Origin of the sequence: Micromonospora sp. DT63 (assembly GCF_049841615.1) — a bacterium.
Classification (GTDB): Bacteria; Actinomycetota; Actinomycetes; order Mycobacteriales; family Micromonosporaceae; genus Micromonospora.
The window spans coordinates 282,933-295,110 of sequence record NZ_JBNCKQ010000006.1; the positions used below are offsets into that span (position 1 = coordinate 282,933).

Annotated in this window: 13 protein-coding genes; 6 read left to right on the plus strand and 7 right to left on the minus strand. The window is 73.0% G+C overall.

Annotated elements, in window-relative coordinates:
* Nucleotides 1–118: 118 nt before the first annotated feature.
* Complete coding sequence (locus ACLQ27_RS22725; RefSeq protein WP_357497452.1) at nt 119–1,948, plus strand: glycoside hydrolase family 15 protein; 1,830 nt, start codon at nt 119–121, stop codon at nt 1,946–1,948.
* 69 nt (nt 1,949–2,017) lie between these two features.
* Nucleotides 2,018–2,518 (plus strand): metallophosphoesterase family protein, encoded by a 501-nt coding sequence (locus ACLQ27_RS22730; RefSeq protein WP_357575662.1) that lies wholly within the window; start codon nt 2,018–2,020, stop codon nt 2,516–2,518.
* Nucleotides 2,519–2,526: 8 nt separating this feature from the next.
* Here the strand turns inward: ACLQ27_RS22730 and ACLQ27_RS22735 are convergent, their stop codons facing one another.
* Nucleotides 2,527–2,742 (minus strand): DUF3072 domain-containing protein, encoded by a 216-nt coding sequence (locus tag ACLQ27_RS22735; RefSeq protein ID WP_357119772.1) that lies wholly within the window; start codon nt 2,740–2,742, stop codon nt 2,527–2,529.
* Nucleotides 2,743–2,857: 115 nt separating this feature from the next.
* Between ACLQ27_RS22735 and ACLQ27_RS22740 the strand changes: the two genes are divergently transcribed.
* Nucleotides 2,858–3,796, plus strand: coding sequence for an NAD(P)/FAD-dependent oxidoreductase (locus tag ACLQ27_RS22740; protein WP_425868711.1), 939 nt, complete (start codon nt 2,858–2,860; stop codon nt 3,794–3,796).
* A gap of 17 nt (nt 3,797–3,813) precedes the next feature.
* Here the strand turns inward: ACLQ27_RS22740 and ACLQ27_RS22745 are convergent, their stop codons facing one another.
* The 3 genes from ACLQ27_RS22745 to ACLQ27_RS22755 all read right to left on the minus strand — a co-directional run bounded on the left by ACLQ27_RS22745 (nt 3,814) and on the right by ACLQ27_RS22755 (nt 8,087).
* Complete coding sequence (locus ACLQ27_RS22745; RefSeq protein ID WP_425868523.1) at nt 3,814–5,103, minus strand: cation:proton antiporter; 1,290 nt, start codon at nt 5,101–5,103, stop codon at nt 3,814–3,816.
* Between the two features lie 107 nt (nt 5,104–5,210).
* Nucleotides 5,211–5,888, minus strand: coding sequence for an HAD family hydrolase (locus tag ACLQ27_RS22750; RefSeq protein ID WP_234588377.1), 678 nt, complete (start codon nt 5,886–5,888; stop codon nt 5,211–5,213).
* A gap of 63 nt (nt 5,889–5,951) precedes the next feature.
* Complete coding sequence (locus ACLQ27_RS22755) at nt 5,952–8,087, minus strand: SpoIIE family protein phosphatase (protein WP_425868525.1); 2,136 nt, start codon at nt 8,085–8,087, stop codon at nt 5,952–5,954.
* Nucleotides 8,088–8,285: 198 nt separating this feature from the next.
* Between ACLQ27_RS22755 and ACLQ27_RS22760 the strand changes: the two genes are divergently transcribed.
* On the plus strand, nt 8,286–9,149 hold the full coding sequence (locus ACLQ27_RS22760) for a mechanosensitive ion channel family protein (protein WP_357497460.1): 864 nt from the start codon (nt 8,286–8,288) through the stop codon (nt 9,147–9,149).
* A gap of 83 nt (nt 9,150–9,232) precedes the next feature.
* Here ACLQ27_RS22760 and ACLQ27_RS22765 read toward each other — a convergent pair whose 3' ends face one another.
* Nucleotides 9,233–9,586 carry a DUF6401 family natural product biosynthesis protein gene (locus ACLQ27_RS22765; protein ID WP_234588374.1) on the minus strand — a complete coding sequence of 118 codons (354 nt, stop codon included), beginning with the start codon at nt 9,584–9,586 and terminating at the stop codon, nt 9,233–9,235.
* A gap of 193 nt (nt 9,587–9,779) precedes the next feature.
* On the opposite strand from ACLQ27_RS22765, the gene ACLQ27_RS22770 reads away from it, so the two are divergent.
* Nucleotides 9,780–10,229, plus strand: a complete 450-nt coding sequence (locus ACLQ27_RS22770) for a hypothetical protein (protein ID WP_234588373.1) — start codon at nt 9,780–9,782, stop codon at nt 10,227–10,229.
* On the opposite strand, the gene ACLQ27_RS22775 is transcribed toward ACLQ27_RS22770, so the two are convergent.
* Nucleotides 10,226–10,432, minus strand: a complete 207-nt coding sequence (locus tag ACLQ27_RS22775; RefSeq protein WP_234588372.1) for a hypothetical protein — start codon at nt 10,430–10,432, stop codon at nt 10,226–10,228. The two genes, ACLQ27_RS22770 and ACLQ27_RS22775, sit on opposite strands and share 4 nt — an antisense overlap.
* A gap of 157 nt (nt 10,433–10,589) precedes the next feature.
* Here ACLQ27_RS22775 and ACLQ27_RS22780 point away from each other — a divergent pair, with 157 nt between their 5' ends.
* Nucleotides 10,590–11,960 (plus strand): MFS transporter, encoded by a 1,371-nt coding sequence (locus ACLQ27_RS22780; RefSeq protein WP_425868528.1) that lies wholly within the window; start codon nt 10,590–10,592, stop codon nt 11,958–11,960.
* Here ACLQ27_RS22780 and ACLQ27_RS22785 read toward each other — a convergent pair.
* The gene (locus ACLQ27_RS22785; RefSeq protein ID WP_357497465.1) at nt 11,915–12,172 is read right to left on the minus strand and encodes a hypothetical protein; all 258 of its coding nucleotides are present in this window, start codon (nt 12,170–12,172) and stop codon (nt 11,915–11,917) included. The genes ACLQ27_RS22780 and ACLQ27_RS22785 overlap by 46 nt on opposite strands.
* Nucleotides 12,173–12,178 lie beyond the last annotated feature (6 nt).

The following is a 12,178-nucleotide window of genomic DNA, read 5'->3' on the forward strand; positions in this document are numbered from 1 at the left end:
CATCCTCCCTCGTCAGCCGACCGCGTTCCCGCCAGCGCCGGGCGGTAACACCCGCCGCCGGAGTGGGGCCCGTGTCGCCGGTGAGGCATGTGCGGGAACGGTCCGGGTAGGCAGGCGGGTGCAGAGCGGACAGATCAGCGACCACGGGTTCCTCGCCGACGGCCGCACGGCCGCGTTGGTGGACCGCTCGGGCTCGGTGAACTGGTGGTGCCCGGGCCGGTTCGACGCGCCGTCGGTGTTCGCGCGGCTGATCGGCGAGCACGCCGGACACTGGTCGATCCGTCCGGAGGCCGACTTCACCGTCGAACGCTGCTACCTCGACGGCACCCTCGTGCTGCGGACCGTCTTTCGTACCGCGCAGGGCGAGGTGGAGCTGAGCGACGCGCTCGCCCTGGAGCCCGGGGCGCGCGAGCACGACATCGGTCTGCGCTCGCCGCAGGTGCTGGTCCGCAGTGTGCGGGGCCTCTCCGGCGAGGTGCCGATGCGGGTGCACTACCGACCCCGATTCGAGTACGGCCGGACCACGCCGTTCCTCGTCGAGCGCGACGGCGCCCTGGAGGCCGTCGGCGGGGCGAGCCGGCTCGTCCTGGTCACCGATCTGCGGCTGACCTGCGGGGACGGTGAGGCCTCCGGGACGTTCACCGTCCGCCCCGGCACGATCCACAACTTCACCCTCGGGTACGCCCCGACCTACGACGCGCCGCAGCCCCAGGTGCCCGCGGCCGACCGGACCATCGCCGACACGGCCGAAGGATGGCGCTCCTGGGTCCGGCAGCACGAGTACAACGGGATCTACGCCGAGCACGTGCGGCGCAGCGCGTTGGTGGTGCAGGGCATGACGTACCGGCCCAGCGGCGCGGTGGTGGCGTCGGTGACCACGTCGCTGCCGGAGAAGCTCGGCGGGGACCGGAACTACGACTACCGCTACGTGTGGGTGCGCGACTTCAGCCTGACACTGCGGGCGCTGTGGCGGACGGCGTGTTACGACGAGGTGCAGCGGCAGTTCGCCTGGTTGGGCCGCGCCATGGGCCGGATCGACGAGGAGCCGGTGCCCATCATGTACGGGGTGCTGGGGGAGCGGGACCTCACCGAGCACCGCCTCGATCAGCTCGCCGGCTACCGGGACAGCCCGCCGGTGATGATCGGCAACGACGCGTGGCGGCAGCGGCAGACCGACATCTTCGGTGAGGCGTTGGACGCGGCCTGGCTGATGCGCGACCGGCTGGAGCCGTTGGAACCCGACGTCTACCACCTGCTCCGGTCGCTCGCCGACAAGGCGGAGCGGGACTGGAAGCTGCCGGACGCGGGGATGTGGGAGGAGCGCGGAATCGAACGCCACCACGTGTCCTCGAAGGTGCAGTGCTGGTCGGCCCTGGACCGGGCGGTCCGCTTCGGCGCACGGCTCGGTGAGCCGCCGGACGTGGCCCGCTGGGCGGCCGCCCGCGACGAGGTGCGCGCGGAGGTGCTGCACCGGGGGTGGAACGACCGGCTCGGGGCGTACACCGGGAGTTTCGAATCCGACGACCTGGACGCGTCGGTGCTGGTGATGCCGCTGGTGGGTTTCCTCCCGGCCGACGATGAGCGGATGCGCTCGACGATCCGCGCGGTGGAGGAGCAGTTGTCGCACGACGGCCTGCTGCGGCGCTGGAACGGCGACCCGGCGGGGTTCCTCATCTGCTCGTTCTGGCTGGTGTGCTGCCTGGCGCTGGCCGGTGAGCGGGACCGGGCGCACGAGTTGTTCGACGCGCTGGCCGGGCGGCTCAACGATCTGGGACTGTTCGCCGAGCAGATCGACCCGTCGACCGGGGAACAGTTGGGCAACTTTCCCCAGGCGTTCTCGCACATCGGCCTGATCAACGCCGCAGGTGTGCTCAGTGACGTCGAGCAGAACCCGGCGCTGCGCCGGCGTGGCATGCCGGCCGGGTACTTCACACCCACGTCGCGCTGAACGGCCGGAGTTGACCGCCCCCGTGAGCGTCCCCGGGTGGACGGCGCCCACACGGGGGATGATGCCGGCATGAGGCTGGTGCTCACGGCGGACACGCATCTGCCCAAGCGGGCCCGGGACCTCCCGGGGCCGCTGTGGACGGCGATCGAGGCGGCGGACGTGGTGCTGCACGCCGGCGACTGGGTCGACGAGTCGCTGCTGGACGCCATGACCGCCCGGGCGCGGCGACTCGTCGGCGTGTACGGCAACAACGACGGCCCCGCGCTGCGCGCCCGGCTGCCGGAGGTGGCCCGCGCCGACCTCGACGGGCTACGGGTCGCCGTGGTGCACGAGACCGGCCCCCGCACCGGCCGGGAACAGCGGTGCGCGGCCCGCTTTCCCGACGTCGACCTGCTGGTCTTCGGGCACTCGCACATTCCCTGGGACACCGTGGCACCCAACGGGTTGCGCCTGCTCAACCCCGGGTCGCCCACCGACCGCCGATCCCAGCCGCACGCCACCTATCTGGAGGCCGAGACAACCGGAGCCCGCCTGACGCGGGTCCGGCTGCACACCCTGCCCCGCCCCTGAGCGGCGAGCTACTGGCCGCGACCCGTCTCGGCCTGCAGCTCGTCGATCCGCTTGGACGCCTCGGCCTTGGTCAGGTCGTCCGGCAGCGTCGCGTCCGCCTCCCGGGCCAGCGTGGCCAGGTACGACTCCTGGGCCGCCGTGGGTGGCTCGTCGCCGGTGACCCACTCGTCCGGGTCCTTGATCGCGCCGCGCGGGTCGGCCTGGTCGTTGCTGCGGTCCGTCATCATCATCACCCTTTCTTCGAACAGGTGTGCCAGTACCCCGATCACCGCCGGTTCATGCCCGTCCACCGCGACAGTCGGCGCCTAGGATCACCGGATGAGCGTGAACTCCTCGGGCGTGGTGGTGGTCGGGGCGGGCATCGCCGGAGTGGCCTGCGCGGTGGAGCTGACCCGGGCCGGGGTGCCGGTGCAGGTCCGGGAACGGGGACACGTCCGCGGCGGCCGGATGGCCAGCAAACGCTTCGACGGCCGCCCCGCCGACATCGGCGCCGCGTACTTCACCGTCAGCGACCCGGACTTCGCCGCCGTGGTCGACGAGTGGCGTGCCGCCGGTCTGGTCCGGGAGTGGACCGACACCTTCTGGTCGTACGACACGAACGGCCGCCACGACGCGCCCGGTCCGCTGCGCTACGCCGCGCCACGCGGGCTGCGGTCGCTCGTCGAACACCTGGCCGGCGCGGTGCCGGTGACCGTCGACCGGCTGGTGCTGGCCGTGGAGCCCGGTCCGACCGTCGACGGCGAGCCGTACGCGGCGGTCGCCCTGGCCATGCCCGGACCGCAGGCCGCCCTGCTGCTCGATCCCGCCCTGGCCGACGCCACCCGGGTCGTGCAGGCGCAGACCTGGTCGCCGACCCTGGCCGCGGTGCTGCGTTTCCCGTCCCGACGCTGGCCGCACTTTCACGGCGCGTTCGTCAACGACCACCCGGTGCTCTCGCTCATCTGCGACGACGGGGACCGGCGCGGTGACGACGCGCCGGTGCTGGTGGCGCACACCGTGCCGGAGTTCGCCGCCGGCCACCTGGCCCAACCCTCCGGCGCCGGACCGGCTATCGAACAGGCCGTCCGGGACGTGCTGGGGCTGGCCGCAGAGGCCACCGACGTGCACGTGCACCGCTGGACGTACGCCAAGCCCGCCGGCGACGTCACCGGGAACACCCACCACCTGGACGCCGACGGGATCGGCCTGGCCGGCGACGCGTTCGGCAAGCCCCGCGTGCAGAGCGCCTGGCGCTCCGGCCGCGACCTCGGCCGCGCGCTGGCCGACCGCCTCGGCTGAGCGCCGCTGCCCGGCGCTCAGGCGTGCCCGGCGGCGGCGACCGGCTGGGCCTCGCGTTCGGACGGGTCCTTCGTCCGCTCGCCCTCGCGGTCCAGCAACTGCATGACCGGGGTCGCCGCGACGCCGTGCACCACCACCGAGACGAGCACCACCAGCCCGACCGTCGCCCACAACAGCTCCGCCTGCGGAAAGTCCGCCTTCGTGGTGGCGTACGCCAGGTAGTAGAACGAGCCCACCCCGCGGATGCCGAACAGCGAGATCACCCAGTGCTCCGCCGGCCGGCCCGGTGCGCCGCGCAGCGACAACCAGCCGACAGCCGGCCGGATCAGGAAGACCAGCGCCAGCCCCACGGCCGCCGCCGGCCAGGTCAGCGGGGCGAGCAGACCGCCCACGATCGCGCCGCCGAGCAGCAGCAGCAACACCAGGGTGAGCAACCGCTCGACCTGCTCGGCGAAGTCGTGCAGCACCGAGTGGAACTCGTGGGTCCGCTCGGCGGCCCGGATGGCCCGCGCGGCCACGAACACCGCCAGGAAGCCGTACCCGCCGGCAACCTCCACCAGCCCGTACGCCAGGAAGGTGGCGGCCAGCGCCAGGAACCCCTCCGCGTGCCGGGCCAGCCGCAGCTCGCTGGGGGCCCGGAAGAACAGCTTGCCGAGCAGCCAGCCGATGAGCAGGCCGCCGCCCACCCCGACGCCCACCTTCCAGAGCACGTCGACGGTGAACCACTCGGCCATCCACTCCCGCGGGGCGAGGCTGGTCGAGGCGATCGCGATGGCCGCGTAGACGAACGGGAACGCCAGCCCGTCGTTGAGGCCCGCCTCCGAGGTCAGAGCGAAACGGACCTCGTCCTCGGAGTCCTCCACATCGGTCGGCTCGCCGACCTGCACGTCGGCGGCGAGCACCGGATCGGTAGGCGCCAGCGCGGCGCCCAGCAGCAGCGCCGCGGCCGGCACCAGGCCGGCCCACCACCACCCGAGCAGCGCCACCGCCGCGATGCACAACGGCATCGCGATGACCAGCAGACGCCACGTGGAGGACCACCGGGACCAGCTCAACGGCCGGTCGATCTTCAACCCGGCGCCCATCAGGGCGACGATCACCCCGATCTCGGTCAGGTGGGTGGTCAGCTCGGGGTGGGCCAGCGGATCCGGTGTCGGCAGCCCGACCGGCAGGAGGAAGACCAGCATGCCGAGGGCGAGGAACGCGATCGGCATGGACAGTGGCCGGTGCTCCAACACCCGGGGCAGGATGCCCGCGAGCAGCGCGCCCAGGCCCACCAGCGCGAACGCGACGTCTACCGGTTCCACGGACACCACCCTTTCGCCGCACCCGCGCGGTGCGGGCAGGTGGCCACAGACCATGCCCCGCACGATGTGCGGCTATGCGCGTGCGCCCCGGTGAACCGGAGTGAGTCTCACCTCGGTCGGGTGAGCGGGGAATCCGCCAGCTCGGCCAACAGCGCGGCCGGGTCGTCGTACACCGCCACCGCGCCGGCGCCGGCGAGTTCCCCACGGCTGGTGCCGCCGCAGGTCAACCCGACGCAGGGAATGTTGAGTTTGCCGGCTGCGGCGACGTCCCAGACCGAGTCGCCGACGAAGACGACGCGCTCGGCGGTCAGCCCGGACTGCTCCAGCGCCGCCTCGAGAATGTCCGGTGCCGGCTTGCTCTCCTGCGCGTCCGCCGAGGAGGTGACGGTGTCCACCACGTCGTCGGCGTTCAGGGCCCGACGCAGCGCACCCACCTCGTGCTCCGCGGCGGAGGTGGCGAGCACCACCCGCAGCCCCCGCTCGGCGCACGCCCGCAGCAGGTCCGCCGCACCGGGCAGCGGCGTCAGCCGCTCCCAGTACTCGGTGTACAGGGTGTTGTGCGCCTCGCGCAGCTTGGGGTCGTCGTCGCGGTCGCGTTCGGGGCCGAGCAGGTGGTCCAGCAGCTTGTCCGAGCCCATGCCGATCGAGCGGTGCACGGTCGCCATCGGGACCGGGTGGTCGGCCTGGCGCAGCGCCTCCCACCAGCTCACGGTGTGCAGGTAGGTGGTGTCGACGAGCGTCCCGTCGATGTCGAAGAGCACCCCGTGGGGTTGTTCGGTGGCCATGGGCGCACTCCTACCCGTTCGGCGGTCGGCTGATTCGTCCGGGAGCGCCGACGCCGGCCGGACTCAGCGCGGCTCGGCCGGCGGGACGAGGATCTCGAACCAGACAGTGGACCCGCGCACCGACGGGTCGGTGCCCCAGGCGTCACTCAGCTCCTCGATCAGGCCCAACCCGCGACCGCGACTGCTCAACGTGTCGGTGCGGGCCCGGGTCACGGTGCCGCGGGTGCCGGAATCGGCGACCGAGACCAACAGCCGCTCCGGACTGAGGTCGATCTCCACGCGGGCGGCCGTGCCGGCGTGCAGCAGCGCGTTGGTGGTCAGTTCGCTGGTGCACAGCACCGCCGCGCCGATCACCGACTCGGGCACCTGCCACTCGGTGAGCTGGCCGGTCATCCAGTGCCGGACCCGGCTGGGCGCGGTCGGCTCGGCCGGCACCTCCATCGCCGCCGACCGGCTCGGCTTGAGCGCGTGCTCGACCGCCAGCACGGCCACGTCGTCCTCCGTGCCGCCGGACACGGCGGCGGTGGCCACCGCGCAGAGGGCGCGAGGGTCACTGGTGCCGGCCTTGGCCACGGCGTCGCCGAGGGTGTCCAGCCCGGCCGTGAGGCTCTGCCGGCGGCGCTCCACCACGCCGTCGCTGAACAACAGCAGGGTGTCGCCGGGAGGGAACGCGACGGTGACGGTGCCCGGGCGCCCACCCAACCCCAGCGGGGGACCGGCCGGCAGGTCCACGTACTCGGCGTGCGACCGGCCGTCCGGGTCGCAGCGGCGGATCAGTGGAGCGGGATGACCGGCGCTGGCCAGGGTCAGCTCCCGGCGCTCGGCGTCGATGACCCCGAACGCCACAGTCACGAACAGCTCATGGGTGCCGGCCTCCACACCGAGGCTGGTCACCAGCCGGTCCAGCCCGGCCAGCACCGCGTCCGGCGCGGGATCGGCCAGGGCCAGCGCCCGCAACGCCGCCCGCACCTGACCCATCCGCGCCGCGGCCTGCACGTCGTGCCCGGCGACGTCGCCCAGCACCACACCGAGCGCGCCGGTGGGCAGCAGGAACGCGTCGTAGAAGTCACCGCCGGCCGCGTTGCCGTCCACCCCCGGGTCGTAGCGGGCCGCGATCCGCAGCCGGGGCAGGTCGGGAAGGTGCTCCGGCAGCATGCTGCGCTGCAGCAACTGGGCGGTGCCGTGCTGGGTCTCGAACCGCCGGGCCCGCTCCGCCGCCTGCCCGATCAGCTCCGCCGAGGCGGCCAGCAGCGCCCGCTCGGCCGCCGACCACGAGTGCGGCACCTGGTAGCCGACCGTCAACCCACCCCGGATCACCGACGTGCCCAGCGGCAGCACGGCCATCGAGCGGATCTTCTGATCGTGGCGGTCCACCGCGGTGTCACGCAGCGGCTGCCCGTCGTGCGTGAACGACGACTCGCCCGAGCGGGCCGCTGTTGCGACCGGGCCCAGCCAGTCCGCAGGCGTGCGCCGCCACAGCGGCGGCAGACGCTCGTCGGCCTCGTCCATCAGCTCACCGCGGACCCGGCGCACCATCCGCCAGCCACCGCCACCCTCGTCCACCACGAAGGCGACCCGGTCGGCGTCGAACGTGGTGATGGTGTGGCGCAGCGCGACCCGGGCCACGTCGTCGAGGGTGAGGGTGCCGGCGAGCGCGGCGGCGACCTCGCTGAGACTCTGCAACTGCTCGGTCACGTGGGTGGTTTCGGCGGCCACCGTCAGGGTTCCCACGATCTGCCCGGCGCTGTCGCGTACGGCCGAGTGACCTCTGGTGAAGACCACCTGCTCGACCACCCCGGAGGTGTCCCGGATCAGGGGGAGCGTGGACTCCTTCTCCAGAAAGGGCACACCCTGCCGGTAGGCGCGCTCGATCACGTCACCGAAGCCGGGCAGCGTCCAGACCTCCGCGTACACCTCGGCGGCCGGTCGACCGAGGGCGGCGGGGTGTTTGCTCCCCAACAACTCGGCGTAGCCGTCGTTGTAGAGCAGGACGAGGTCGTCGCCGTACGCCAGTGCCATCGGCATCGGCGAGGCGAGGACCAGCTCGACCACGGCCCGGACCGCCGGATCCCAGCTCTCGCGCGGGCCGAGGGCGGTGGCGGACCAGTCATGGGCGAGCACGGCGGCCGCACCGGGCCCGGTGGATGCGCCGGGGACCGGAGTTGCTGGCGTGGGGACTCGCCCGACCGTTCCTGGCATGTTCGCAGCCTAGCCGGCCGTCGGTCAGCCGCATCCGATCATGTGCGCGGGTCGCGGCTGACCCTGGCGGAGTGACTGTTAGGGCAGGTCAGGGCCCCTGTCTGGCGACTTGTCGGAAAAATGGCAGCGAGCCGCGCGGACTGCCGCACCGGTGGCCGGGTATGCGCCCGGCGCAGTCCATGCGACAGGAGGGACATCATGCTGAAAACCCTCGCGGTTCGGCAGGCCGACATCGGCGATGCCATCGCCGACACCTGGAGGTCGGTGCTGCTCTTCATCCCGAAGGCAGTGGCCTTCATCGTCATCCTCGTGGTCGGCTGGCTCATCGCCAGAGCGGTCCTCAAGATCGTGGATGCGGTGCTGGAACGGGTGCGCTTCGACGAGGCGGTCGAACGCGGAGGCATCAAACGGGCACTGGAGAGAACGAAGTACGACGCCAGCGACATCCTGGCCAGGTTGGCGTACTACGCCGTCCTGCTGTTCACCCTGCAGTTCGCCTTCGGAGTCTGGGGACCCAACGCGATCAGTGACCTGATCAGCGGTGTGGTGGCCTGGCTGCCGCGCGCGTTCATCGCGATCGTCATCGTCGTGATCGCGGCCGCGATCGCCAACGCCGCCCGTGATCTGGTCACCGGGGCGCTGGGCGGGCTCTCGTACGGCAAGGTTCTGGCCGACCTGACGGCGATCTTCATCATCGCGCTCGGCGTGATCGCCGCGCTGAACCAGGTGGGTATCGCCACCACGGTCACCACTCCGGTGCTGATCGCGGTGCTCGCCACTGTCGCCGGCATCCTGATCGTCGGCGTCGGCGGTGGTCTGGTGAAGCCGATGCAGAACCGCTGGGACGGCTGGCTCGACCGGGCCGCCCAGGAAGCCCGGGCGGTGCAGGAGCACCGGCGGGCCAACACGGCCGGGCGCGGCGACATGGAGCGGCAGATGGCCGACCGTGGCGGCGACCGGACCCAGGCCATGCCCCGGGTCGACGAGCAGTCGACGATGTCCGGTGGGCGCGGCACGTACCAGTCCGGCGCGGCCGACGAGACCCAGCAGTACCGCCCGTAGCGGGGCGATCGTGAGGGGGAGGGCGTCCGCGTCACGCGGGCGCCCTTCCCGCGCCCCGGTGTCGTACGGGTGACCGGGGCCGGTCAGGAACGGTCGAGCGAACGGGCCAGCGCGCAGACGGCGACGAGCCGGGTGAGCGGCCACTCCGGCTCGCTCCAGTCCACCGGACCCCGCGGCGGCGTCCACCCGTGCTCCAGGGCGGCCTCGCGTACCCCCTCGGCGTAGCCGGCGAGCGTCGCGGCGGTCAACGGCCGCCGGTCGCCGTCCAGGCTGTCCCGCACGGCGGCGGCGTGCTGGTCGACAAGCGCCAGCAGTCCGGGACGCGCGGCGGCGGCGGCGAGACCGGCGGTGCCCACGGAGACGGTGAGGGCGGCCAGGGAGGACCGCGCCGAATCGACGGCGGTCCGGGAGGCGACCCGGTTGAACGACACACGCATGGTGACCGAGGCTAACCGACCGGTCACCGGGTCGGCCTCGGCCGCTCGGCGGGTGTCGGCTGTGCCACCGGACGAGTCCGTGCTGGCCGCGGGGGTTGATCCGGCACAGACGGGGCAGCAGGAGAGGGACGGCGCAGCGCGGCACAGAGCGCGGGCGGCGCCGGGTCAGGTGGCGGACAGCGTGGAGGCACCAATGGGGAACCCGACGGACGGGCCGGACGAGCGGCACCGGCGGCCGGCAGGGGTGAGCGACGAGACGGTTGCGGCGCTGGGCAAGCTCAGCGAGGCGCTGGAGTGCGTGGAACGGGCCCGTGGCCACCTGTACTCGCTGCACCAGCTGATCGGGCACGCCGACCTGATGCTCGACGACGCGGTGGAACAGTTCCGCGCCGCCGGACATCCCCACATCGCCGAACGGATCGACGCTGAACTGCTCGGCCGCAACGTGATCGCCGGCCGGTGGACGTTCCAGATCGTCGAGGACTTCGACGACGGCTACCACGCGCTGTTCCGCGAGCTGGACCGGCAGGCCCGTGACGAGTTGGTGGGCGGGCGGCGTCATCTGTACGAGGCGGAGATGAAGGAACGCCGCCGCACCCGGGGTCGACCGGGACACGAGGCCCGGCCGGCCGGCGAGGGCTAGTCGGTCGCGTTGGCCGGCCGACGGCGAGCGGCGTCGTCGGCGATGATCACGGTCGCCACCATGAGCGCGACGCAGAGGCTGAACAGCCAGGACTCGTCCGAGACGAGCCAGGCCGACACGGGCGCCTGCAGCGCGGCGAGCAGGAAGCCGAGCCAGGCGAGGCGGCGCTGACGCGTGGAGAGGATTCCGGAGCCTTGATGCATCCCGAAATTCTTACGCGAACTGACCCGTTTGCCGTCCTCCGATCGGTCGATTCTGACTGAGCTGTCCGCTTTCTCGACCGTCCGGACACGAGTTCTTGTCGCGACGGACGGGCGGCTCCCGCCGCCGGTAAGGTGCGCTGCGGCAGGATGGTGTCCCGTGTCCACCTCGCCCGCGCCGCCCCGCGCCACGCTGCTCCTGCTGGCCTATCTCGCGTTCGTCAGCCTCGGCCTGCCCGACGGCCTGCTCGGCGTGGGCTGGCCGTCGATCCGCGCGGACTTCGGCGTACCCACCGAGGCGGTCGGACTGCTGCTCACCGCCGGCACGGTCGGCTATCTCACCTCCAGCGTGCTGGCCGGGTTCACGCTGGCCCGCCTCGGGGTGGGCGCGCTGCTCGCCGGCAGCACCCTGCTGGCCAGCCTGGCGCTCACCGGCTACGCCGTGAGCCCCGGGCTGGCCGTGCTCGTGGGTTGCGCGCTGGTGCTCGGGCTGGGCTCCGGTGCGATCGACTCCGGGCTCAACGCGTACGCCGCCGGGGCCTTCGGCCCGCGACACATGAACTGGATGCACGCCTTCTTCGGCCTCGGGGTGGCGATCGGTCCACTGATCATGACGGCGGCGCTCAGCGCCGGGCTGGCCTGGCGGTGGGGGTACGGCATCGTGGCCGGCGCCCAACTCGTCCTCGCCACCGCGTTCGCGCTCACCGTCCGCGCGTGGCGGCGCCGCACTCCCGAGCCGGGCGCGGGGACCACCGACGCCGCGCCGGCGGTCCGGGTGCCGATCCTGACCACACTGCGGCTGCCGGCGGTCTGGTCGGGAACGCTGGCGTTCGCGCTGTACGTGGCCATCGAGGTGTCCGCCGGACTCTGGGCGTTCCTGCTGCTCACCCAGGGGCGCGGCCTGAGCGCCGCCGTGGCGGGCGGCTGCGTCTCCGCGTACTGGGGCAGTCTCTTCGTCGGTCGGGTGGTGCAGGGCGTGGTGGCCGAACGGCTCGGGCCCCGGTTGGTGTTGCGGGCCAGCCTCGGCGGCATGGCCCTCGGTGCGGCACTGATCGCGGTGCCCGGGTCGGCAGCGCTGGCAGTGCTCGGCCTGGTCGTGCTCGGGTTCGCCGCCGCGCCGGTGTTTCCGCTGCTCACCCTCACCACCGCCGACCGGGTCGGCGCTGTGCACGCGGACCGGGCCATCGGGTTGCAGATCGGTGCCGCCGGTCTGGGCGCGGCGCTCGTCCCGACGAGCCTCGGCGTGCTGATCAGCACCGTGTCCGTGCAGGTGCTCGGCTCGGCCCTGCTGGGGCTCGCGCTGGCGCTGATCGTGCTCCACGAACTGGGCACCCGCCGGCCCGCCGCCGGAAGTGGACCGGAGCAGGCCGGGCCCGGCTCCGACGCGTCCGGGCCCGGTCTTGACGCGTCCAGGCCTTCAGCGGCCGGGTCGGTCGCGTCCGGGACGCCGTCCCGGTCCCGGACCGCTCGGCCCGATGACGCGGACTATCCGTTGTCCGGTCCGGTCCGGCCGGTCGTCGACGGGCGGTAGGCGCGCTCCGGGTCGGTCGGCTCCCGCCCCGCGCCCTCGGCCTGTCCGCCCCGGTCGGCCGCCGCGGGCCCGTGCCCGAAGGCGGCCTCCTCACCGGCGTCGTTGCCGGTCACGTCGTCGGCCTGCCCGTCGATGCTGGAGCCCGCCACGGCGCGCTCCAACTCCTCCAGCGGAAGCCGTTCCTCGTCGCGCCACACCCTGTCGTCCGTCATGACCTC